The following is a 23,310-nucleotide window of genomic DNA, read 5'->3' as shown; positions in this document are numbered from 1 at the left end:
CGCATCCACGATCACAAAATCAACAGGCTCGATGAGCTTCTGCCGTGGAACTGGGCGCCCATGTCAGAGGCGGCGCCCAAGACCGAAGCCGCCTGAGGCCGCAAGGCGGTTCAAACCGGGCGGTTACGTAATAGCTGTCCGGTATTTCTGAAATCCGCAACAAGGGCAAGGTCGAGGGCGCAGTCTTGATCGTGGAGCGCTGGATTCTGGCACGCCTGCGCAACCGGCAGTTCTTTTCCATCGAGGCCCTGAACCTGGCCATTGCCGAGCTGCTTGCAGATCTCAATGCGCGCACCATGCGGCGGGTGGGTCGCTCAACATCAATTCACCGGGACGCCGCTATCGGGTTTTCAATCCGGCCCCCCGGCCCTAGTCTCGCCCACACCAGGAAAGGAGGCCCCATGACCCATGCTCTTGTCGTGATCGACGTGCAAAACGACTTCTGCCCCGGCGGTGCGCTGGGCGTGAACGAGGGCGACCGGATCGTGCCCGGTATCAACGCGCTGATGGCCGACTTCGGCGCAGTGATCCTGACCCAGGACTGGCACCCGCCGGGGCATTCCTCCTTCGCCTCCAGCCACGGGGCCGCGCCCATGACCATGACCGAGATGCCCTATGGCCCGCAGGTGCTTTGGCCCGATCACTGTGTCCAGGGCAGCCACGGCGCGGCCTTCCACCCCGACCTCGACACCGACCGCGCCGACCTGATCCTTCGAAAGGGTTTCAACCCGGCGCTCGACAGCTATTCGGCCTTCTTCGAGAACGACCACGAAACGCCCACGGGCCTCGAGGGCTACCTGCGCACGCGCGGCATCGAGACCCTTGCCATGGTCGGGCTGGCCACGGATTTCTGCGTCAACTGGTCGGCCGTGGATGCCGCGACCCTCGGTTTCTCCGTGACCGTGCGCCGCGACCTGTGCCGCGCGATCGACCTGGACGGCTCTCTGGATGCCGCGCTTGCGGCCATGACGGACGCGGGCGTCACGCTGGCCTGAGCGCCCCAACCCCGCGACAGAAAGGACGACCATGGTCGACATCGCCACCCGCGTCTGGAACCACAAGTGGAAGATCGACCCGATCGTCCGGTCCCTGATCGACACGGACTTCTACAAGCTGCTGATGTGCCAGTCGGTGTTCCGCAACAAGCCCGACACGTGGGTGACATTCTCGCTCATCAACCGCAGCACCGACATCCGCCTGGCCGAGCTCATCGACGAGGGCGAGTTGCGCGAACAGCTCGACCATATCCGCTCGCTCTCGCTGACCCGCGGCGAAAGCACCTGGATGCGCGGCAATACCTTCTACGGCAAACGCCAGATGTTCACGCCCGAATTCATGGACTGGTTCGAGGCGCTGCGCCTGCCGCCCTACACCCTGGAAAAACGCGACGGGCAGTACGAACTGACCTTCGAAGGCCCCTGGCCCGAGGTCATGCTCTGGGAAATTCCGGCGCTGGCCGTGCTGATGGAGCTGCGCAGCCGCGCCGTGCTGGGCGAGATGGGCCGCTTCGAGCTGCAGATCCTCTATGCCCGCGCCATGACCAAGCTGTGGGAGAAGATCGAGTACCTGCGCCCCATCGAGGGCCTGCGCATCGCCGATTTCGGCACCCGCCGGCGGCATTCCTTCCTTTGGCAGGACTGGTGCGTGCGCGCCATGACCGAAGGGCTGGGCCGGGGCTTCGTCGGCACCTCCAACTGCCTGATCGCCAAGAACCGCGACCTAGAGGCGATCGGCACCAATGCCCACGAACTGCCCATGGTCTATGCCGCGCTGGCCGAGGACGACGCCGCCCTGGCCCGTGCCCCCTACGCGGTGCTGTCCGACTGGCACGAGGAACACGAGGGCAACCTGCGCATCATCCTGCCCGACACCTACGGCACGCCGGGATTTCTGGAAAACGCGCCCGACTGGCTGGCGCGCTGGACCGGCATCCGCATCGACTCCGGCGACCCGGCCCGGGGCGCCGAGACCGCCATCGCCTGGTGGAAACGCCGCGGCGAGGACCCGCGCGAGAAACTGATCATCTTCTCCGACGGGCTGGACGCCGAGCGCATCGCCGCCCTGCACCGCCAGTTCGCCGGGCGGGTCAAGGTGTCCTTCGGCTGGGGCACCATGCTGACCAACGATTTCAAGGGCCTGACCGCCGGCGACACGCTCGCCCCCTTCAGCCTGGTCTGCAAGGCGGTTGAGGCCAACGGGCAGCCCACGGTGAAACTCTCGGACAACCCCGAAAAGGCCATGGGGCCGGTTGACGAGATCGCCCGCTACAAGCGCGTGTTCGGGGTGGGGGAGCAGGAGCGGTTGGAGGTTGTGGTATGAACCTACTTCTCCTCGCTCATTTGTCTGGGAATGGCTTGCCGTTCCAACGATGATAAAGCCACATTAGCTCAGGGTACTTGTCGTGAAAAGTGTCACTTTGTGGTCTGCGAAAACGACGTATTACCCCGCATTCCCCAAGTAGTCCGCTGATTTCGCTGTCCTGAGCTTTGTATTTCCTATATAAATCATGGTGTTGATAGCTGTGAGGGGCGTGTTTCATGGATCACCCAGAGGGTGCGGGATTGCAGCGGGCAGATCGAGTGGATTTCGACCCTCGTGTTCGGCTGGAATTCAAAGGCACACAGCTCAGTTCGGACGGCGGTCTGCTGGTGATGCGCGAGCTGGATGACACACTCGGGCTGTCCGATATTACAGCGCCGAATTTGTCACAGCCGGCCGAGATGAGGTTACAATACCATTCCTTCGCGGCAGACTCATCAATTCTGTTTTTTCGAATTTGGTTCGCAATGAATTCGTAGTGGTTTAATATCTGAACTGTCAACGCCGAGTTAAAATTCCCCAGAAGTGCCGAAGTAAAATTCCCCACTTTTACGGGTCCGGTGATCAGCCGGTTTCAGTGATCATCTGCTCCGTTTTTTGTTTTGGGCGGCCGGCCTCGCCGTTTTGGCGGCGGTGGCGGTGTGATGGGGGCGTTTGCGCGGACATGCTCGGGGATGAGGTCAGCATGGCTACGCAGCCGGTAACTGGCACCCTCAATCTGGATGACCACGGCGTGATGTAGGAGCCGGTCGAGCAGCGCGGTCGCGACAACTGGATCCCCGAAGATTTCGCCCCATTCCGCAAATCCGCGGTTCGAGGTGAGGATCATGGCGCCCTTTTCGTAGCGGGCGTTGACCAGCTGGAAGAACAGGTTGGCGCCGCCGGTGGTGATAGGCAGATAGCCAATCTCATCGACAATCAGCAACGAGGCCCGAGTATAGAAGCGGATTTTCTCGGTAAGTCGCCCCTCGCGTTCGGCCTGGCTCAACGCCGTGATCAGATCGGCCAATGTTGCGCGATACACGCTTCTGCCCGCTTTCACGGCGGCGACGCCGAGGGCCGTGGCCAAGTGCGACTTGCCCGTGCCCGGTGGCCCAAGGAAGTGAATGACCTCAGCCCGCCGGATGAAGTCGAGCTGGGCCAGGGCCGCAATTCGTTCTCGATCGAGCGATGGCTGGAAGCTGAAGTCGAAGCCTTCAAGCGTCTTAACAGGCAGGAGCTTGGCGGTGCGCAGGGCCACGTCTATCCGACGCGTCTCCCGTGTTGCGTATTCCTCGCTCAGGAGCGTGTCGATGGCCTCAATCGCTGTGATCTCGCCTTTCTCAAGCTGCTGTAATGTATGATCAAGGGCTTCGAGCGCACGTGGCATCTTCAGCCCGACCAAAGCGCTCTGGATCCGGTTCAGAAGATCGCTCATGACTGCGCCCCCTTAGCCGCCAGGCGCTGGCCAACCGCACCGTAGAAGTCGAGCGGCCGCCGCAATCCCTGCGAGGACCGCGACAAGGTTGGTCTTGGTGGTGGTGCCTTACGATGCGCGGGGTCGATGCGGCGCAAGGCCTTTCCCTCCAGCACAGGATGGCAAGCAATCAGTTCACCGTCCTCATAGATCCGCAGCTCGGTGGCGTGATGCTGCACCTCAAGTGTCCGACGTCGCGTGGTGTCCGGGACGGAGTAGAAGTTGCCGCCGACCGCGATCATGCCATCCTTGCTCACCCGGCGCTCCACCGACAATATCGCGCTGTACGGGATCGCCGGGAGCAGCTTCAGATCGCAGACTTCCTCGGCAAAGGCCTCATCCACCACGCGCCGGGTGGTGGCGTGAACGCGTGGATTGGCAACCTCGATCCTCCAGGCGTCGAACTGGGCATTGAGGTCGTCCATGTTCCGGAACGTCCGGGCCAGGAAGAAGTCCTGCCGGATATAGCGGAATGGGCGTTCGACCTTACCCTTGGTTTTTGCCCGATACGGCTGGCAAGCGCGTGGTATTGCGCCGTAATGGCTCAAGAGCGCCACCAGGGAGCTGTTGTAGGTCACCACCCCGGCCTCGTCCTCGCCGATCACGGCAGTCTTCATGCGGTCATAGAGGATTTCCTCAGGCACGCCGCCCATGTCAGAGAAGGCCGCGATATGGCAGCGCAGAACCGATTGTAAGTTCTGGCTGGCAACAAACCGGCCCCAGAGCCAGCGGCTGTGCCCAAGCACCATCGAGAACAGCCAGACCTTGCGGACGACGCCGGGCTCATCGGTGAACTCTACCGTGAACTCGGCAAAATCAACCTGGGCCTGCTTGCCCGGCGGGGTCTCGAACCGGCGCTCAAACTGCGTCTGCTTGGGCGGACGTACCTTACGCAGAAAATCTGTGACCGCCGTGTAGCCGCCGTCGTAGCCCAGCTTGCGGATTTCACGCAGCAGGCGCGCCCCGCTGAGATCAGGAAAAGCTTGAATACGCTCCTGCAAATAATCCTCATAAGGCTGGATCACCCGCGATCGCGGCTGGCGTGGCCCGTAAACCGGCGCTTCCAAACCACCGTCGAGATACTTCCGAACCGTCTTGCGGTCACAGCCAACCTTGCGCGCAATCGCAGAAACGCTCAGGCCCTGCTTCTTCAAATCATGGATCAAAACGATCTCCCTCAGTCCTTTCACCTGCCTGCCCCTGTCAGTTCCTCATTCCAGGGCATCAGGCCTCATGTCCCGCGCCAGCGACAATTCCGAATAATTGGAGTTCGGAATTGCCCCTGACGCTCACGACTGGGGAAAATTCAAACGGCAGTTTTGGGGAGATTACGTCCGGCGATTACACTGAACAATTGAATAAAGTGTCGGAGCAGATTGATCATTGTAATTATTTGGATCTTGCAAGTCTCTAAATAACTGTTCAACGTCCTGTTCATCAACCTTGACGCCATACGGGTAACGTGTTGAAACATTTAATTTATGCCTTTCAATCATTGAGCTTTCGTTTATGGATCTCATAAACTGAAGCGTGAAATCGCGGCGTTAATTAGATCAGGTTTCATAGAGGGTAAAGGCCCAACCAAGGGTACCAAGAGCCGCAGCATATATAATCGCATAAGCGCCAGTTTTATCAGTTTCCAGATCGTCAAGACGCAATGCCAAAAAAATTGAAAGCCCCATTATGGCAACCGCCGTTGCCAAGTGCTTTGCGATACGATAACGGCGCAGGAGGATAATAATTGCAATGGTAATTACAAACACCACTGCAACAACGCCAAAAGCTGCTGCAAAGTCTTTTGCTAAATTTATTTGGGCACCTCGATTTTTGAGGCTTCTGGGCCTGATTTGGCCGCAGTAGCGTGTTGACGGCGCTTGGATGGCGTCGACGTTTTGAGGTTTACAGCGCGGCGTCCCACTGCGGCGGTGGCTGGAGCGCCGGCTTCTCGGGCCGATGGCCTGATCGGCCCGTCTGCGCGCCGCTTCGTCACGCCGCATCAACCCGTGCCCGGCGTGAACACCGGGCAAACCAGCGCGCAGGTCAGGCCGCAAATCTGGAGAAACCGGGGATGAAAGGCACCGAGCCGTGATTGCCCCGGGGGGCATACCGCCAAACAGCTACTTCCCTCCCGCTTCACGCCAAACGCACCGCTGCGCGACCAAGAAAATAGTCAAAAATCGAGGTGCCCTATATGTCATAAAGGACTTGTCTTTCGCCTTCATTTTTTGCAATTGGTAGCATGAGTGCAGAACGGCGTCTTGCTTGATCAAGGTAGCCATATGGCACCTTATAAATGTCCTCAGTAATTATTCTTTGAAGTTGCTTTAGCTGGTCCGGTTGGCGCGCGGGCGAGTCAATTGCCTTAACGAGCCTCGCTGTCGGCGATCGATCAAAAATGAAAGGCATAAGGGGCATGATTAGCAGTCCTTTCTTGCTCAGGATTCGATATCATCGTCATGTGACCGGGTCAAAGTAGAAGTCTCCGTGGCGTTTGTCTTAGTATTGGTGTGGACAGCTCGCTGTCGAGGTCCATTGGATGTGTTTTCGCTGCCAGTTCCGCTCGAACTGAATGCCTTTCGAACGGGATGGTGGGTCAATGATTATAATTACTTAGGGGGTAGAGAGCGTTGGGTGTCAGTCGCGTCCGCCCCGCCACCGAGATCCAATAATGGATATAGATAGAGTCCCATTTCGGGCTATTCATCGCGAGACGCCGAGAACGGTTGTTTTTTCGATCTGTGGAAGCTCGAATTGGATGAACGCAGTTGGCCCCTAATAGCGTTCGGAACTTACTTGAATTCGATATTCGAACCCTAGAGGGGTCGAGTATTCTCAGAGCGATGGGGTTTCTTTCGAACAGGTTCCCAATTGCTCTCTGGTGCCTTGCTCGGTTGGCTGTGTTCGTCTCGCCCTGGCGGCGGGAGATCGGCTCTGGACCTGAGATCGAACGGATCCATCAGAACAGGCCGATCCTCTCCGCCGCAGCACCTCGCACTCCTCGTTCACAACCGTGAACTTGGTGTCAGGCAGCAAGGGCTTGAGAGGCGCGCTTGCCTCTGCTCGATACAAAGATGGCGTCATGCCAGCTTGTCGCCCTTTTCTGCTTCGGGTTGATCATATGGATGTTGTCATCGGCCCTTGCGCGGCGACGCTGGGTCAGGGTTTCCAGGGCAGACCGGCGGCCTTCACGGGCTTTAGCGAGTAGATTAGTGCTCATTTTATCTCTCCATCATGAGATGTCGCTCACATGTTCGATTACGCAAAACACCAACTTTTAAGACAGTCTCAGGTTGTCCTGTGCTTTAGTTCAGAAGAAGCATTTTTTTGGAAATAGACTGTCTTTGATTTGTCACCAATCGGCCTTATTTTTTCCGTATTTCAGAAAAGCTCAGATTTCGACGGCTGATCGAGCCACAATCTCGCCATAAATCAAGTTTTACAGGACTGGTGGGGGCAGTCTTATCAAGATGAATATAGCCGATCTCTGTCATTTTTACGGCCGACATTGCCCGGAAGTCGGTCAGCCCATACACGAATCGTTGGCCATTTCCGGTCGATGCTAGCCCGCGGTGAGTCGCGTCGCGCGGCTGGGATAAATCAATCCGGTGTCTCTGGAAGGGGACGAGGGTTGCTACACGGATTTCGACCCATTAAAGCTAAGCCTGATTTTGGGCCAATTGATACGATCCCAGGCTTGCCGTGGGGCGGGGCGATCCAAAATCGGGTTGGTTCAGTCGGGTAGGGCCTCTCGAGGCCCAGAGGACGCTGATTACGGCTCTTCAGGACCATCGGCCAAGGGTTTGCGTCGCGACAGGACGGTCCGTCTTGTCCGATTTGCTCGATGACAGGACAGTTCTGCTTGTTCTGCGCAGTCGTGGGATCTTGCGATGGCCTGCCAAGTGACGTCAGCCCGACTCTTTTGATCGTGCTGTCTCCGGTTCGACCGGATCGGTCTTGCCCTTTGGTCGCACGCGTCTTGGCTTGATCTGGTCCTTGCCAAGACCGTTGAACCCCCCAACGCGGCCACCGAACCATAGCCCTTGCATCTGACGATCCTCGCGTCCCTTCAGCACCTCGCGCAATTCGCTCAGGTTCGCGTCATGCCGCCTGGGAAGGATGAGGCGCTGTGCCAACCGAAGTGTTTCGGAAAGCTCTTTGATCGCGGCGACTCCGCTGCGCGGTTCGGTGGAGTTCGAGAACGCGAAGCTCAGTGTCATCCGGCCCTCGTAGTCCGGCAGGGCATCGGCTTTGATCGACAGGATCGATGGCTTGAGGATTTTCTTGAGCGAGGCATTGGACATCTTGCCGCCGCGGCTGAGGACAACCGTGAAATGCCCGTTCCCGCAATAGGCGATCCGTGCCCCCCATGGGCCCAGCTCGGCGGAGATCTGGCTGGCGACCTTATTGAGCATGCAGCGAAATTCACAGGGGGGCAAAGCCTCGAAAATGTCGTTGATCTCCAGGATGGTGACCGCGAAGACATGCGTGACCGACAGAGCGTGCTCATGGATCAGAAGGTCATCGATCAAACGCATCTGGCTGGTGGCCCCGGGGATGGGATCCAGCGTGATCGGATCGCTGACGTCCAGCTGAACCTCTTGGCGCTTGGAGGGCGTTGCCGATGGTGGCGTGCCAGTGCGATAGGCGTCCCGCAACAGGGTAGCGGCGCGCAGGCGCGCGCCCAGTTCCAATCCGTCGAAGGGCTTGTTGACATAGTCGGTGGCCCCTTGGTGGATCGCCTGGACCAACTGTTCCTGGTCGTCCACCGCCGTAATCATGATGATCGGTGTGGAGTCATATTCCGGAATCGCGCGCAGGCGCTTGCACAAGTCGATGCCGTCCATGCCGGGCATCATGATGTCCAGGAGGATGCAATCGAAGGGCGCGGATGCGGTTTCGACCAAATCAAGGGCTTCGTAACCCGAGCGCGCCGTTGCCACGTTGGCATAATTGGCCGCAACAAGGGCTGCCTCAATGATCTCCAGTGTTGTGGGGTCATCGTCGACCGCAAGTATCCGCATGGCCTGTTCCTCTGGCACGATTTCTGTTGTTCGCTTTCGCAAGTCCGGAAAACCCGGACCGGTCGATCCAGAGTTGTATGGGCAAATATGACTTTGGCATGGCGGCTCTGGGCCAATTCCTTGCATTTGAGAGCAATCGGTATTGCGGAGTCTCGCCTCCCGGGGCCAGATTCATAATTTCTGCAAGGTAAACAGCGTTTTGGTGGAAAAATTTTTGGTTTGCGGGTCGCCTCACACCCCGACCCCGAGGTGTGCCAGAGCAACATATTCCGATTGGGTATACAGATTTAGGTTGAACGGGCGTGTGCGAGTGCTAGCCTTAATGAAAATAAATTGGGATCGTAGGCGTATCTTCTTAACGAGTTTCTTTCGGATTGATCGCCTCGTCTACTTTTCTTTGGCAGCAGTAATGGCCCTAAGGGTCGTGGGGGCAATGGGCTTTGTCAGGTTCTTTGGGCAGGTTTCTGTATCCTATGCAGGTCTTGTCGCTGGTCGCGATCATGGCAACCGCGTGGTTTGTCTATAGATATGACTTGGACAATGCCGTGGATTCAGTCGCCTCGGACACGATCGACGATGGCGTCCAGGCTGCCAACATGCTCCTGCAGGAATTGGCGAAACGCGAGACCATCGCCCGATCTGTCGCGGCGACGACATCCTTGATGCCCGATCTGGACGACGCCGAATTTCAGCACCTCGTCGCGAATTTGACGCGCAGATACCCGGATATCCTGAACGTCGCCTATGCGCCCGATCAGGTGGTTCGCCACGTATATCCTCGAGAAGAGAACGCCGAGGTCATCGGCCTGGACTACAGGGTTGAATCGCAGTTCACGCGCGGCGCCAGTCGCGCGATGGCCATGGGAGAGACTGTTCTTGTCGGCCCGACGGAAATCATACAAGGGGGCCAGGCCCTGATCATGCGGGTGCCCGTCGACGGGGCGGCGCCTGATGACGATCGCCATATCGGCCTGGTCAACCTGGTTATCGATATCGAGTCGCTTCTGGAACAGGCGCGCATCCCGGAGGCCTTGGCCCGGATCGACCTGTCGGCCTTCAGCATCGATCCGGAGTCCGGTTCGGCGCATTCGGTCATTGGCAACGCGACGACCTGTGGTTCACAGGCAATCGTGCGCAGTTTTCTGACCATGGACCGGAAATGGACGTTCTGCATTTCCCCCATCGGTGGCTGGCCGACGCAGGGGCCCTATGCCTTGTTGATTGTCGTCGCGGCTGCCTTGTTCTTCGGTTCCACTCTTACCGGTTTCCTGGTTGTCAATCGCCTGCGCCAGAAAGAGGCGCTGGCAACCAACCAGCTTTGGGAGTCGATCGAGGCGATCAATGACGGTTTCGTTCTCTATGACGAGAATGACAGGTTGGTCCTGTGCAATTCGAAATACCTGGAGATCTACGGGCGATCCCGGCGGATCATCCGTCCGGGCGTGACGTTCAAGGAAATCCTCAGCTACGGCGCCTGGAATGGAGAATATGCCGAAGCGATCGGGCGGGAAGAAGAGTGGATCGAAGAGCGTATGGCCGCCCATCGCCTTCCCAACAGCGTATTCGAAGAGCAGCTTCGCGACGGACGCTGGATCAAGGTCTCCGAACGTCAGACTTCGAGTGGCGGAACAGTCGGCTTCCGGGTCGATGTGACCGATCTCAAGGTGGCCCTGCAGAAGGCAGAAGCGTCGGAAATCGCCAGCCGGGAATTCCTCGACAATATCAATCACGAAATCCGGACGCCGCTGTCCGTGATCATCGGGTTCATCAAGTTTCTCTCGGACCCCAAGGCTTTGCCCAGCCGACGGTCCTTGACCGCAGCGCTCGACGATGGCGAACTTGAGGCCATTCGAGAGGCGGCCGAGGCTTTCACGAAAGATGTCGAAACGCAGGCCGGGCGCGTGCAGAAGTCGGCAGAACAGCTTCTGTCGATCGTGCAGGACACGCTGGACCTGTCAAATATGGTAAAGGGCACCCAGACCTGCGAACCGAAAGAGCTCGACCTCAAATCCCTGCTGACAGAATGCCTGTGCCGGTTTTCGCACCAGGCGGCGCAGAAGGGGCTGGAGCTTCGGATCGACGTCGCGCCGGCGACGATCGTCGCTGACCCTGAGCAGCTGCGTCAGATCGTGGTCAACCTCGTCGGCAATGCCGTCAAGTTCACCGACAAAGGCTTCGTTGCGATACGCTCAGAGACGGAAGACGACGCGGTGCTGATCGAGGTCGAGGATTCCGGGCCGGGCATCGCGCCGGAGCATCGCGAAAAGGTCTTTGACAGGTTCTGGCAGGTCGATGGATCCGTGACCCGCCGCCACAGCGGCACCGGGCTCGGGTTGGCCATATGCGATGCGCTCACCAAGCTACATGGCGGGACCATCTGGGTCGAACCAGGTGAAGACGGAGGCTCCATCTTCTGCCTGCGGCTGCCCCAACCCTATAGCGAGCGCGACACAGTTCTTTCATTTTCCGACGAAATGGCTGGCTAGGTCTGCCCCTGTCGGACTAGAAAAAGGTCAGATTGGTGCCGTATTTTGGCCCTTTGCCGCATTTATAGACCGTAAAACAACAAAAATTACGGAACTAGAATGCACGCAGACGGAGTCGTGATGATGAGTGAGCAGGCCATAGAGACAACGTCTGGACCCTTGGGCCAGAAGTGCCGCCGACCTTTGGCGGTCTTGGTCGGGGCATTCGCGGCAGGGAGCGTCTTCGCTGGTCTTCTGAACATGGCGCCGAGCAGCAGCGCAGCCTGGGGCAGCACATTGACCTACGCGCTCTTGTTCGGGGTGCTGGGCGTTGCGGTCTACCGGCGCAACAAGATTTTGGAATTGCAGCGTGACCTTGTGCGCCAGCAGGCACAGGAAATCCAACTGACCCACGCGGCGTTGAACAATCACGCGCTTGTGTGCCTGACCGATCCAGACGGGAAAATAGCCTCCGTCAACGAGAATTTCTCTGCGAAGTTCGGCTATCGCCAAGAGGACCTGATTGGCCGCCATATCAGCATTATCTACCCGGATGGGGACGAGGATGCCACGATGTTGGAAGTGCGCAGGTCGCTGGCGCGGGGCGAAATCTGGACCGGCGAAAGCGAAGAAGTCACCGCCGAGGGGACCAAGGTCTTCATGCGTTGCACGATCGTGCCGATGCTCGACGAGGCCGGTAAACTGGTCAAGACGGTCTCGATCCGTACCGACAACACCGAATATCGCCGCGCCGAGAAGGCTCGCTTCCTCAAGAGCCTGTTCGATCACCTGCAGGACGAGGTTTATATCTTCCGCACCGACAGCCTGCAGATGGTCTATGCCAATCACCGCGCGCTCGAAGCCAGCAACTGGTCCGCCAAGGACATCGACGCGAAAACCATCATCGACGCCGACAGCCAGATGAACGCGGCCGCGTTCCGCGCCCATGTCGCGCCGCTGATGCGCGGGGACCGCGATTCCGTCAGCATCGAGGTGATGCGCGGCGACAGGGCCGGCGAAATCCGGACCCGCCTCGTGCGTTCCGACGACGGCGAACTGCTGTTCGTGTCGGTCTTGCGCGATACGACGGAGCGTATGGAAACCGAACGCGCCAGGCTTGAGTCGGTGTCCGTGGTCAGCCACGAACTGCGCACGCCGCTCACATCGATCAAGGGCGCGCTGCGGCTGCTGGGGTCGGGCGCCATGGGGGATTTCGACGCGCAGGCCAAATCGGTTCTGGATATCGCGGAGCGCAACACCGAGACTCTTCTGCTGATCGTCAACGATATCCTCGATCTCGAGAAGATCCGCGCCGGCAAGATGCGGCTTGAAAAATCCGATGTCGATCTTGTCAGCTTCCTCAATGACGTCGTGGAAATGAACACTGGCTACGGCGCCGAGTTCCAGGTCGATTTCGACTTCTCGACCCGGTTGGACACCGCCATGGCCCGGTTGGCCCCAGAACGCATGATGCAGGTTTTCGCGAACCTGCTTTCCAACGCCGCCAAATATTCCCCGACCAACGACACGGTGCGGGTCGGGCTCGAGGACGACGGCGAATATTGGCAAGTTTCTGTGACGGACCGCGGCCCGGGTATTCCCGAATCCGCGCGCGAAACCGTTTTCGAAAGTTTCGGGCAAGTCCAGAATACCGACGGCAAGACAAGGAAGGGCACGGGTCTGGGCATGGCAATCGCTCGCAAGATCGTGCTGGCCCATGGCGGAGAGATCGACTTCGAGAGCGAGCCGGGCCATGGAACGACCTTCTATGTGCGGTTGCGCAAGCCCCATCTGGAGGCTGATCTTGGCCAGGGCGATACCGAGACCGCTTCATTATCCGATGTTGCCTAGTAAAGACCTTTGAAATGACGCTTTTCCGACCCCCAAAGGTACAGGTCTCCTGCAATTGATAGCCAAACCGAATAATCCCGAGAAACTGGAGCAAACGCCATGGCCGAACTGAAGCGCATACTGCATGTGGATGACGACGAGGATATCCGCGTCATCGCGAACATGGCCCTTGAAATGGTTGGCAACCTGGAGGTGCTGCAATGTGGTTCGGGCCGGGAAGCCACCGAGAAGGCCGCAGATTTTGCCCCGGACCTCTTCCTGCTGGATTACATGATGCCCGAGATGGACGGTGAACAGACGCTCCGCGCCTTGCGCAACCTGCCGGGGCTGCAATACGTGCCGGTGATCTTCATGACCGCGCGTGTGCAGGCGGATATCGCCGACGGCCTGCGCCGCGAGGGCGCCCTGGAGGTGATCACCAAGCCATTCGATCCGATGGAGCTGGCCAATCAGATCCGGGAGGTCTGGAGTAGCCGGCCGGTCGTCCAGCTGCGGCAGGCCGTTTGAATCCTTTCAAATTCTCCGTTTTCGTCCAACTGCTGCCACAATTCGCGGGAAGTCTGGCTTCAACCATAAGTCGATGGATTGGGGCGCCGGGCAGAAGAAGGGATGCATTGCAGCATCCACGTGCCGCCCGGTCACTGGAGCAGAAAATGAAAATACTGATCGTAGACGACGATGACTTTGCGCTGGAGCTTCTGGGCTCGGCGCTCTCGGGCGCAGGCTACACTGACGTGACAGCGGCATCGTCCGGAGAAGAGGCGCTGGGCGCGGTTGCCCATACCGATACCCCCTTCGACATTTTCCTTCTGGACATCCAGATGCCGGGCATGGACGGCATCGAACTTTGCGCGCGCCTGCGCAAGATGGCGCAATATGCGTCGACACCCATCATCATGATCACCGCCATGCAGGAGCGGCGGTTCATTGACCAGGCATTCGCGGCCGGGGCTATGGACTATGTCAACAAGCCGTTCGACCCGATCGAGCTCGGTGTGCGGATCAGTCTTGCCGCCCGGCTCTCCAACCAGGCGAAAAAGGTCGATGCCTATGCGACCGAAGCGGCCTCCCTGAAGGCCCGCACCGGCATGGGCGCGGCGTTCGGCGTCGATGAGCCGATTGCGCTACGTGATGTGCCGCGTGTCATCAGCATGACCGCCATGGAAAACTACCTTCTGCGCCTGACCTACTGGATGGCCATCAAGAGCCAATCCGTCGTGTTTTCCATTCCGGGTTTCCGCGAGATTCACGCCCGGATCGACCCGTCGGATGCCTATGATATCCTCAGCGACACGGCGGCCGCGATCACGGTAGGGTTCAAGCATACCGATCACCTCGTGACCTATGTCGGCAATGGCCAGTTCGTCGTGGTGGTGAGTGGCAAGAACACCGTTATTGGCCCCGAAACGCTATGGTCCATCGAGGCCAACCTGGAGCAGGATCCTCCGCTGCTTTCGTCCGGCGAGGAATGTCCGATCCGCCTTGTCATGGGCGAGGTCTTCTCGCCCGGGATCTGGTCGGCGCCGAACCGCCTCAACCTGCTGTTGCGGCCGCTGGATGCAGACCTGTCCCCGGCTGGCTCGGGTGCGGAAGAACGAGCGCGGATCTGGTGAAGGGCATCGGGACTGGAAAGATGAACGACCTTTCGAAGAACCAAAGCGCCTTTGATCTTTCCATCGCAGCGGTTCGAAAGAAATTCGCCGACCGGGCATATGAGCAATCGCAACAGCTGGATGCGCTCCTCGACCGGCTCGAGACGCAGCCCGATGACCAGCACGCGCTGCAATCGGTCTTGCAGATCGCGCACCGCATCGCCGGCGTTGCAGACACGTTGGGCTTTGGACGCCTGGGCGAGCTGGCACGCAACGCCGAAAACCTGACCCGCACCGCGATCGAAGTGAATACGCGCGACGCGATTGGCGCGACCATCCAGGTGACGGATACGCTCATCGAGGAACTCGACCAGATTGGCCAGGATAGACCGTTGGACGAGGTTGGCGGCTGATCAGCCGTTTCCCATGGTACGACCCTGAGACCGGGATACCGCCACAGGCCGGTCTCATACCGCTTCCGGAACGTAAATCTGCGGTTGCAGGAAGACCCGGTCCGGACCGGGGATTCTTCCTGTTTCCGCAGCGGTGATCATGGCCGCGATCAAGTCCCGGCAAAGAGGTCCCAGGGGCGTGCCGATTGCCATAACCGCGTAGCGGTCGGTCAAGGCCCTTCTGGTGTCCTCTGTCAGTTCCGGAACCACGAGGGCCACCTTGCCGGGCGGCCGCATCTCGCGCAGGGCGCGGATCGCCCCTTCCATGCCGCCGCCGGCCACGAAGATCGCGCCGAGATCCGGATGCCTGTCCAGAAGGTCCAGCGTCGCTTCGTAGGTGACCTGCCGGGTCTCGAGATTGACGATCGTGTCCAGCACCTCGATCCCCGGCGCGTATTCCCGCAGGTAGCTGCGAAAGCCGGTTTCGCGCAGGACATGGCCATGCCAGCGATTGCCCCCGACGAAAACCGCCGCCTTGCCCTGTTGGCCCATCCGGGTGGCGATCATCCAGCCGGCGATGCGTCCAACCTGCATGTTGTCGAGTCCGAAATAGCCCAGCCGCACATCCCGTGCGAAATCGTTGAGCAGCGCGAAGCAGGGCGTGCCGCCGGCGGCTATCTCGGCGATGCAGCGATCCACGATGGCATGGTTGATAGCAGGGCCGGCCACCGCATCGGCGCTCTCGGCGGCGCGGGTGAAGGCCTGTGCGAAGTCCTCGGGCGATTGCGAGGCGCAGGCTTCGATCTTAATGCGCAGGTCGTAGCCGGGCACCGCCTTGGCCGCACGGTCGATCTCGGCGGCAAAGCTGCGATAGAACTCCTGCCCGTGCTTGTGCAGCACGAAGCCGAGGCGAAGCTGTCGGTCGCGCCGCGTTCGATGCTCGGGGATCAAGCCAGCCGCGTGATAGCCGATGCGCTCTGCGGCCTCGGCGACGCGTTGCACCGTTGCCGGGCTGACATTGGCGCGGCCATGCAGAACCCGGTCAACCGTTGCCACGCCGACCCCGGCTTCGCGGGCGAGATCCTTGATCGTTGGGCGTTTGGACATGGTGATATGGTGTAATTACATCAATTCAGAGCTGCATGTTTGATGTGATTTGAGGTAAATGCAAGGCTGGCGCGCGCATTTTGCCCCTGTCCTCGGGTATCACGACCCCAAGCTGCACCCTTGGGAGGACGATAGATGGGACTGCGCGACTATTCCATGCTTGGGCCGGATGCCAGGCGGGCCGTTGAAACCGGTCTCGCCGCGGCCGAGTGGTATCATACCGACATTTCCCGCAAGGAAATGAAAGAGCTGATGAAACGGTCCGACGACCCGGCGATCCGCGACACCGTGATCCTGTTCGGCGCGATGATCGTGCTGGCCGGACTCGGCATCGCCCTGTGGCCGTCCTGGTGGTCTGCGCCGTTCTGGCTGGCCTATGGTGTTCTCTACGGGTCGGCCATGGACAGCCGGTGGCACGAATGCAGCCACGGCACGGCCTTCAAGACGCGCCGGTACAACGACTGGCTCTACAATGTCGCCAGCTTCTGCATGATGCGAAACCCGCATACCTGGCGCTGGTCCCATGCCCGCCACCACACTGATACGATCATCGTGGGCCGCGACCCGGAAATCGCCGTGATGCGGCCGCCGGATTTCATCCGCCTGATCGCCAACCTGTTCGGGTTGGTGGATGTCTGGCATGCCATCGGGCGCATGCTGCTGAATGCGTCGGGGCGCCTGCACCCCGAAGAAGCCAGCTACATCCCCGAGGCCGAACAGCACAGGGTCATCCGCGTGGCCCGGATCTGGGTGGCGATCTATGCGGCGGTCATCGCGCTGGCCGTGGCGATGGGGTCGATCCTGCCGCTTATGGTGATCGGGCTGCCACGGCTTTACGGGGCCTGGCACCACATCATGACCGGGCTGCTGCAACATGGCGGTCTGGCCGACAACGTGATCGACCACCGGCTGAATTCGCGCACGGTCTACATGAACCCGGTCAGCCGCTTCATCTACTGGAACATGAATTACCACGTGGAACACCACATGTTCCCCATGGTGCCCTATCACCAGCTGCCCAGACTGCACGAGAAGATCAAGCATGACCTGCCCGCGCCCAACCGCTCCATTCCCGAGGCGCTGGCCGAGATGATCCCGGCGCTTCGGCGGCAACTGCGCAATGAGGACTATTTCCTGAAACGCGAATTGCCCACGACGGCGAGGCCCTATCGCGAGGATTTCCACGCCGAGGCGCTTGGCGCCGCTGCACAATAAGGAAAGGGAGGACGACAATGACCCAATGGATCGACGCCTGCGCCACCGACGAGATCGACGAGGAGGACCTGGTTCGGTTCGATCACGATGGCCGGACATTCGCCATCTACCACAGCCCGGACGGAGAGTTCTTCTGCACCGACGGTCTTTGCACCCATGAACAGGTGCATCTGGAGGATGGCCTGGTGATGGAATATGAAATCGAGTGCCCAAAGCACAACGCGACCTTCGATTACCGCACCGGAGAGGCCAAGCGTGCGCCCGCCTGCGTCAACCTGAACACCTATCGCACCAAGGTCGAAAATGGCCGCGTCCTGATCGAGGTCTGAGGGATGGGGATGTATCACGCGCGGCCCACCGTGGCCGACCTGCGCGCGCGCAAGACGGCAGGCGACAAGCTGACCATGCTGTTCGTCGAGACAGAGGACGAGGCCCGCGCGGCGGCCGAGGCGGGGATCGACATGCTGTCCGTCGTCGCCCCGCTCTGGACGCCCGCGATGCGTGCGGCGGCGGGTGACTGTTTCGTGCAGGTCGGCCTGCTATACGGGGCGCTTTGCACCGGGGAGGACTACCTGCGTGCCGCGCATGCGGCGATGCAGACCGGGGCTGATTGCGTCTATTGCGCAGCCTCGCTCGATATCCAGAAACTGCTTTGCGACAACGCCATACCGGTCGTGGCGCATGTCGGCCTGATCCCCAGCCAATGCACGTGGACCGGCGGCTTTAGGGCGGTGGGCAAGACTGCCGCCGGTGCCCGCGCGGTCTGGGACCACGTCAAGCGGCTGGAAGAGATCGGGTGTTTCGGTGCCGAACTGGAAGTCGTACCCGACCGCGTGGCCCGGATGATCGCCGAGAACACGCCGCTCCTGCTTCTGGGCATGGGGGCGGGTGCGCATGCGGATGCGCAATATCTCTTTGCCGAGGACGTTCTGGGCCATGGGGTCAATAAGCGGCCACGTCATGCCAGGACCTATCGCAACTTCGCGGCCGAGTTCGAAAGGCTCCAACGCGAACGGGTCGCCGCCTTTGGTGAATTCATCGCGGATGTGAAATCGGGTGACTATCCCGGGCCGGAGCACGCGGTTTCGATTTCGGACGAGGAATTCGAATCGTTCCTGTCGGAATTGGGGCGCTAACCCGCCCGCAATCCGCGGATGACTTCGCGCGCCTTGTCGGACAAGGCGGCTTCGGTTGTCGACAGGATGCCGATCCGGTCGAAGAGGTCGGCATCGGCGGCCAGCGTTTCGCGCAGCGCCGCGCCGAAGGTCATCCGCAATTCCGTCCCGATGTTGAACTTGCAGATGTGACTGCCTGTGGCCAGCTCGGCGCGCAGGGCGTGAGGCAGGCCCGATCCGCCATGGATGACCAGCGGGACATCCGTGGCCGCCTCGATCGCGGCCAGACGGTCGCGGTCGATGCGCGCTTGCTGGTTCTGTTGCAGATGCACGTTGCCGATCGAGATCGCCATCGCATCCACCCCCGTTTCCGCGGCGAAGCGGGCCGCCTCTGACGGGTCTGTCCCGGCAGAGGTCTCGCCGTCCTGGTAGCCGACAAAACCGATCTCACCCTCGCAGGACACGCCCGCCGCATGGGCCATGCGGGCGATTGCGCGGGTTTCGGCGATGTTCTCCTCAAGCGGCAGGCGCGAGCCATCGAACATCACGCTGGTGAACCCCAGGGCGATGGCCTCTTTGCAGTCTTCTGCGCTGCGTCCGTGATCGAGATGCGACACCACCGGGACCGAGGCCGCATCGGCCAGCGCATGAAACATCGTCGCCCAGACGGGCAGGGGCATGTGCGCGCGCGCGCCCGGTCCGGCCTGCAGGATGATCGGAGCGCCCTCGGCCTCGGCGGCGGCAACATAGGCCCGCGCATCCTCCCAGCCCAGGCAGACCACCCCTGCCACGGCATAGCCGCCCTGCATGGCCGGTTGCAGAACCTGGGAAAGCGTGGCGCGCGTCATTTGAACTTGGCCACCATGTCCATGATCCCGGGAATGGTGTGCAGCTGCTCTTCATGCGTCGGCTGGAAATATTGCTTCAGGCTGCGCTGGCTTAGGCCACCAAGGATGGTGAAATAATACATCTCGTAACCCGGTAGGACGCAGCAGGGGTGATAGCCCTTGTCGATCAAAACGGTAGAGCCGTTCATCACGTGATAGGCGTCGCCCGGTTCGTTATCGACCCGTTGCAGCATTTGCAGGCCGGAGCCGTAATCGGGCTTGAAGCGGAAATTGTAGGTCTCGTCGTGGCGCGTTTCTTCGGGCAGGCGGTCTGTGTCGTGCTTATGGCTGGGAAAGCCGGACCAGCCGCCCGCGCCCACGGTGAAGAGTTCGCTCACCAGCAGCCGGCCCACGCGGTCATGGTGCCCCGCGCCCAGGATATGCTTGATCTTGCGGTGGGTCTTGGTGTCGTCCGATCCATATTGCACGAGGTCCAGCTCATGGCTGCGCACGGCAAAGGGTGTCAGCGTTTCGGCATATTTCGCCCCGGCGACGAAGGTCTCGGTATCGGTGCGCGCGGTGATGCGGGCGCCCATGGCGGTGGGCACATAGACGCCTTCGGGGTCGCCATCCCAGACATCGACCCCCCGATTGCCGATCTCGGCAAAGGTCTCGCCGCCCACTTCGACATCCACGGTGCCGGTGGCCGGGACGATGCAGGTCTCGTAGCCGTCCAGCTTGTATTCGAACGTCTCGCCGGCCTTCAGCTTGACGATGTTGAAATAGTTCAACGGGACGAGGTCATGATCCACGTCCACGATGGGTTTGTTGGCGTTGTCGAAGGGGGGGATGTGCATCTGTGCCTCCTATGCGGGCGGGGTCATTTCGGTCTGGTTCATGAACGTATCGAGTTCGTCGGGCGTGGGCATGGCCGGGGCGCAGCCCACGCGGGACACGACAATCGCCGCGGCGGCCGATCCCCGCGCAACCGCCTGCGGCAGGTCGCGGCCCTCTGCAAGGGAGGACAGGAAGCCGGCCATGAAACTGTCGCCGGCGCCCGTGGGCTTTAGTGCCTGCGAGCGAAATATGCCGGTGCGGGTCTCTTTTCCGCCCGAGATCGTGATCGCGCCTTTTTCGCCCATCTTGTAGACCACGATCCGGTTCGCATTGGCAGCAAGCGCGCGGGCCTTGTCCAGCCCTTTGTCATAATCGCCGGCCATGAAGCCGAACTCCACGTCATTGCCGATGATGATGTCGCAGATTGCAGCGGCGCGGGAATAGACCTCGGAGGCCTCTTCGGCAGACGCCCAGCTATAGGGCCGGTAATCCACGTCGAAGAACAGCGGCAGCCCGGCGGCGCGGGCGCGCTCGAAAGCGGTCAAGCAAGCGCTGCGCGAGGGTTCGGCAGCCAGAACGGTGCCGGTTGTGACCAGCGCCGAATAGCCCGCATAGGGCAGGGCGGTCACGTCCCCCTCGACCATCTCGAAATCGGCCGCGCCGTTTCGGTAGATTACCGATTGGGTATCTTCCAGCCGGGTTTCGACCACGGCCAATGAATTGCGCGCCTCGCCGCCCTCGACCCGCACGAAACGGCGGTCGATGCCGTAGGCGTCAAGCTGGTTCAGGCAGAACCGGCCCACCGCGTCGTCGGAGACCCGCGTGACAAGGGCCGCGTCGCAGCCAAGGCGCGTCAGGCCCGCGGCGATATTCGCCGACGACCCGCCCAATGCAGCGGTGAATTGTCCGGCCTGTTCCAGCCGGGTGCCGGGTGGATCGGCATACAGATCCATGCCCGCGCGCCCAATGACGAGGAATGCCTTGCCACGAAGCCTGTCGAGATCGGCCATGCGCCGCCCCTCCAATTTGATATTGCAGCGTCTGGGTCGCGACGATACAGATTTTGCAACCGGTTGCAACACGAGTCGGCCGGCGGCGACAGGAGGGGACAGATGACCGAGATCGGCATTGGCATCGTCGGAGGCGGCTATATGGGCAAGGCCCATTCCGTGGCCATGGCATCGGTCGGGGCCGTGTTCGGCACCAGGCTGCGGCCACGGCTGGAGATGATCGCGGCATCCAGCGCGGAAAGCGCCGAACGCTACCGGGCGGCCTTCGGGTTCCGGCGGGCTGCGCCGGATTGGCAGGCGCTTGTGAACGATCCAGGCGTCGAGGCGGTCATTATCGCATCGCCGCAGGGAACCCATCGCGAGATCGCCGAGGCAGCCTTTGCATCTGGCAAGCCGGTATTCTGTGAGAAGCCCTTGGCCGATACGATGGAGGATGCGCGCGCCATGGTGCAGGCGGCCGAGGCATCGGGTCTGCCGAACATGGTGGGTTTCAATTATAGCCGCACACCGGCCACGCAATTCGCCCGCAAGCTGATCGCCGAGGGCGCGCTGGGCGATATCACCTGGTTCCGCTGCGAGCATAGCGAGGATTTCCTCTCCGACCCCGCGACGCCGTTCAACTGGCGCTGTTCTGGGCGGGCCAATGGCAACATGGGCGATCTGGCCCCGCATCCGATCAACGCGGCGCTTGCCCTTACGGGGCCGATCGCCAAGGTGTCGGCGGATCTGGAAACGGTTCATGCCGAACGTCCGGGCGGCACCGTCGACAATGACGACCATGCCCAGATCATGTGTCGGTTCGCCAATGGGGCCATGGGCCACATCTATTCCAGCCGCATCGCGACAGGACGCAAGATGGGCTATGCCTACGAGGTCTTCGGGACCAAAGGTGCCTTGCGGTTCGACCAGGAAGACCAGAATGCCCTGTGGCTGTACGAGGCCGAGGGGCCCGAGGCGACCCGCGGGTTCCGCAAGATCCTGACCGGTCCGGCGCATCCCGATTACGAACCGTTCTGCCAGGGGCCGGGCCACGGTACCGGCTACCAGGACCAGATCATCATCGAGGCCAAGGATTTCCTTGAGGCCATCGACACCGACCAGCCGGTCTGGCCAACCTTCCGCGACGGCCTGGCTGTCGCCGAGGTGGTCGAGGCGGTGATGGCCTCGGCAGAAACAGGACAATGGACAGAGGTAAGGCAATGACCATCCAGATCGGCAATGCGCCCTGTTCCTGGGGCGTGGAATTTGCAGGCGATCCGCGCAATCCCGATTGGCGCGACGTGTTGCGTGACTGTGCGGCGGCGGGCTATCGGGGCATCGAACTTGGCCCCGTCGGCTACATGCCCGAAGATCCGGCCCAGCTTGGCGACGCACTGGCCGAACACGACCTTTCCCTGATCGGCGGGGTGGTCTTTCGGCCATTCCATGACCCCGACAAGTGGCGCGATGTGCTGGACGGTGCTGAACGCACCTGCAAATCGCTGGCCAGTCATGGCGCCAAACATCTCGTTCTGATCGACAGCATCTCGCCGCGCCGCGCGCCCACGGCAGGCCGCGCGGACGAGGCCGAACAGATGGACGCCGCCGAATGGAAAGCGTTCCGCGAGCGTATCGAATACGTCACCCGGATGGGATCCGAGGTCTATGGTCTGACGGTCAGCATCCATGCCCATGCGGGGGGCTTCATCGACTTCGAACCCGAGTTGGAGCGCCTTCTGGATGAGATCGACGACAGCCTGTTGAAAATCTGCTTCGACACGGGCCACCATTCCTATGCGGGCTTTGACCCGGTGGCCTTCATGAAGCGCCATATGGATCGGATTTCCTACATGCATTTCAAGGATATCGATCCGGCTGTTAAGGCAGATGTGGTCGCCAATCGCACGGATTTCTACAAGGCCTGCGGGCAGGGCATCTTCTGCAAGCTGGGTGAGGGCGATGTGGATTTCCCCGCCGTGCGGCAGGTGCTGTTGGAGTCCGGGTTCGAGGGCTGGTGCACCGTGGAACAGGATATCGACCCGACCCTTGATGTGACCCCGCTCGAGGATGCGCAGGCCAACCGCGCCTATCTGCGTTCCATCGGCTTCGAATAAGGAGAGAACG

21 protein-coding genes and 3 pseudogenes are annotated in these 23,310 nt (G+C 60.7%); 14 read left to right on the top strand and 10 right to left on the bottom strand.

All coding sequences use genetic code 11. The annotated features are described in order from the left end of the window. Nucleotides 1-155: 155 nt before the first annotated feature. The 4 genes and pseudogenes from DFK10_RS09445 to DFK10_RS16750 all read left to right on the top strand — a co-directional run. A pseudogene (locus DFK10_RS09445) lies at nt 156-308 on the top strand (IS21 family transposase); the annotation flags it as partial. Between the two features lie 93 nt (nt 309-401). Further along, a complete protein-coding gene (gene pncA, locus DFK10_RS09440; protein ID WP_109388787.1) occupies nt 402-995 on the top strand; it encodes a bifunctional nicotinamidase/pyrazinamidase in 594 nt (197 codons plus the stop codon). A gap of 31 nt (nt 996-1,026) precedes the next feature. Beyond that, nucleotides 1,027-2,319 (top strand): nicotinate phosphoribosyltransferase, encoded by a 1,293-nt coding sequence (pncB, locus tag DFK10_RS09435; RefSeq protein ID WP_109388775.1) that lies wholly within the window; start codon nt 1,027-1,029, stop codon nt 2,317-2,319. A gap of 218 nt (nt 2,320-2,537) precedes the next feature. Then, a pseudogene (locus DFK10_RS16750) lies at nt 2,538-2,705 on the top strand (IS1380 family transposase); the annotation flags it as partial. 38 nt (nt 2,706-2,743) lie between these two features. On the opposite strand, the pseudogene DFK10_RS16775 reads toward DFK10_RS16750, so the two are convergent. The 6 genes and pseudogenes from DFK10_RS16775 to DFK10_RS09410 form a co-directional block, all read right to left on the bottom strand. After that, nucleotides 2,744-2,866, bottom strand: a pseudogene (locus DFK10_RS16775) (hypothetical protein); the annotation flags it as partial. A 27-nt stretch (nt 2,867-2,893) separates the two neighbouring features. Further along, nucleotides 2,894-3,736, bottom strand: coding sequence for an IS21-like element helper ATPase IstB (gene istB, locus DFK10_RS09425; protein ID WP_109388773.1), 843 nt, complete (start codon nt 3,734-3,736; stop codon nt 2,894-2,896). After that, nucleotides 3,733-4,965, bottom strand: coding sequence for an IS21 family transposase (istA, locus tag DFK10_RS09420; RefSeq protein ID WP_109388772.1), 1,233 nt, complete (start codon nt 4,963-4,965; stop codon nt 3,733-3,735). The genes istB and istA overlap by 4 nt, the downstream gene beginning before the upstream one ends. Before the next feature lie 363 nt (nt 4,966-5,328). Further along, nucleotides 5,329-5,772, bottom strand: a complete 444-nt coding sequence (locus DFK10_RS16240; RefSeq protein ID WP_146193252.1) for a hypothetical protein — start codon at nt 5,770-5,772, stop codon at nt 5,329-5,331. Nucleotides 5,773-6,797: 1,025 nt separating this feature from the next. Further along, the gene (locus DFK10_RS16235; protein WP_146193251.1) at nt 6,798-6,992 is read right to left on the bottom strand and encodes a hypothetical protein; all 195 of its coding nucleotides are present in this window, start codon (nt 6,990-6,992) and stop codon (nt 6,798-6,800) included. A 688-nt stretch (nt 6,993-7,680) separates the two neighbouring features. Beyond that, entirely contained in the window at nt 7,681-8,796 is a 1,116-nt protein-coding gene (locus DFK10_RS09410) for a response regulator (RefSeq protein WP_217810116.1), read from the bottom strand. A 473-nt stretch (nt 8,797-9,269) separates the two neighbouring features. Here DFK10_RS09410 and DFK10_RS09405 point away from each other — a divergent pair, with 473 nt between their 5' ends. The 5 genes from DFK10_RS09405 to DFK10_RS16470 all read left to right on the top strand — a co-directional run bounded on the left by DFK10_RS09405 (nt 9,270) and on the right by DFK10_RS16470 (nt 15,117). Further along, entirely contained in the window at nt 9,270-11,282 is a 2,013-nt protein-coding gene (locus DFK10_RS09405) for an ATP-binding protein (protein WP_109388769.1), read from the top strand. 240 nt (nt 11,283-11,522) lie between these two features. Continuing rightward, nucleotides 11,523-13,112 (top strand): PAS domain-containing sensor histidine kinase, encoded by a 1,590-nt coding sequence (locus DFK10_RS09400; RefSeq protein ID WP_217810115.1) that lies wholly within the window; start codon nt 11,523-11,525, stop codon nt 13,110-13,112. A 99-nt stretch (nt 13,113-13,211) separates the two neighbouring features. After that, entirely contained in the window at nt 13,212-13,619 is a 408-nt protein-coding gene (locus DFK10_RS09395; protein ID WP_109388767.1) for a response regulator, read from the top strand. Nucleotides 13,620-13,765: 146 nt separating this feature from the next. Further along, nucleotides 13,766-14,725, top strand: a complete 960-nt coding sequence (locus tag DFK10_RS09390) for a response regulator (protein WP_146193250.1) — start codon at nt 13,766-13,768, stop codon at nt 14,723-14,725. A 20-nt stretch (nt 14,726-14,745) separates the two neighbouring features. Further along, nucleotides 14,746-15,117 (top strand): Hpt domain-containing protein, encoded by a 372-nt coding sequence (locus DFK10_RS16470; RefSeq protein WP_217810114.1) that lies wholly within the window; start codon nt 14,746-14,748, stop codon nt 15,115-15,117. A 54-nt stretch (nt 15,118-15,171) separates the two neighbouring features. On the opposite strand, the gene DFK10_RS09380 is transcribed toward DFK10_RS16470, so the two are convergent. Beyond that, nucleotides 15,172-16,203, bottom strand: coding sequence for a LacI family DNA-binding transcriptional regulator (locus DFK10_RS09380; protein ID WP_109388764.1), 1,032 nt, complete (start codon nt 16,201-16,203; stop codon nt 15,172-15,174). A 135-nt stretch (nt 16,204-16,338) separates the two neighbouring features. Here DFK10_RS09380 and DFK10_RS09375 point away from each other — a divergent pair, with 135 nt between their 5' ends. From DFK10_RS09375 to DFK10_RS09365, 3 genes are read left to right on the top strand one after another with little or no spacing between them, the layout of a single operon-like run. Continuing rightward, nucleotides 16,339-17,418 carry a fatty acid desaturase family protein gene (locus DFK10_RS09375; RefSeq protein WP_109388763.1) on the top strand — a complete coding sequence of 360 codons (1,080 nt, stop codon included), beginning with the start codon at nt 16,339-16,341 and terminating at the stop codon, nt 17,416-17,418. A gap of 17 nt (nt 17,419-17,435) precedes the next feature. Continuing rightward, nucleotides 17,436-17,747, top strand: a complete 312-nt coding sequence (locus tag DFK10_RS09370) for a MocE family 2Fe-2S type ferredoxin (protein WP_109388762.1) — start codon at nt 17,436-17,438, stop codon at nt 17,745-17,747. Nucleotides 17,748-17,750: 3 nt separating this feature from the next. Continuing rightward, the gene (locus tag DFK10_RS09365; protein WP_109388761.1) at nt 17,751-18,554 is read left to right on the top strand and encodes a 3-methyl-2-oxobutanoate hydroxymethyltransferase; all 804 of its coding nucleotides are present in this window, start codon (nt 17,751-17,753) and stop codon (nt 18,552-18,554) included. Here DFK10_RS09365 and DFK10_RS09360 read toward each other — a convergent pair. The 3 genes from DFK10_RS09360 to iolC are packed head-to-tail and all read right to left on the bottom strand — an operon-like array spanning nt 18,551 to nt 21,207. Beyond that, complete coding sequence (locus DFK10_RS09360) at nt 18,551-19,381, bottom strand: class II fructose-bisphosphate aldolase (protein ID WP_109388760.1); 831 nt, start codon at nt 19,379-19,381, stop codon at nt 18,551-18,553. The genes DFK10_RS09365 and DFK10_RS09360 overlap by 4 nt on opposite strands. After that, the gene (locus tag DFK10_RS09355) at nt 19,378-20,217 is read right to left on the bottom strand and encodes a 5-deoxy-glucuronate isomerase (RefSeq protein ID WP_109388759.1); all 840 of its coding nucleotides are present in this window, start codon (nt 20,215-20,217) and stop codon (nt 19,378-19,380) included. The genes DFK10_RS09360 and DFK10_RS09355 overlap by 4 nt, the downstream gene beginning before the upstream one ends. Nucleotides 20,218-20,226: 9 nt before the next feature. Next, the gene (iolC, locus tag DFK10_RS09350; RefSeq protein ID WP_109388758.1) at nt 20,227-21,207 is read right to left on the bottom strand and encodes a 5-dehydro-2-deoxygluconokinase; all 981 of its coding nucleotides are present in this window, start codon (nt 21,205-21,207) and stop codon (nt 20,227-20,229) included. A gap of 102 nt (nt 21,208-21,309) precedes the next feature. On the opposite strand from iolC, the gene DFK10_RS09345 reads away from it, so the two are divergent. Then, nucleotides 21,310-22,410 carry a Gfo/Idh/MocA family protein gene (locus tag DFK10_RS09345; protein ID WP_109388757.1) on the top strand — a complete coding sequence of 367 codons (1,101 nt, stop codon included), beginning with the start codon at nt 21,310-21,312 and terminating at the stop codon, nt 22,408-22,410. Continuing rightward, nucleotides 22,407-23,300, top strand: coding sequence for a sugar phosphate isomerase/epimerase family protein (locus tag DFK10_RS09340; RefSeq protein ID WP_109388756.1), 894 nt, complete (start codon nt 22,407-22,409; stop codon nt 23,298-23,300). Before DFK10_RS09345 ends, DFK10_RS09340 begins: the two co-directional genes overlap by 4 nt. Nucleotides 23,301-23,310: the final 10 nt, after the last annotated feature.

Origin of the sequence: Salibaculum griseiflavum (assembly GCF_003129565.1) — a bacterium.
GTDB lineage: Bacteria > Pseudomonadota > Alphaproteobacteria > Rhodobacterales > Rhodobacteraceae > Salibaculum > Salibaculum griseiflavum.
The sequence above is the reverse complement of the archived record's forward strand: the minus strand, read 5'-3'. Positions and strand labels throughout refer to the sequence as shown.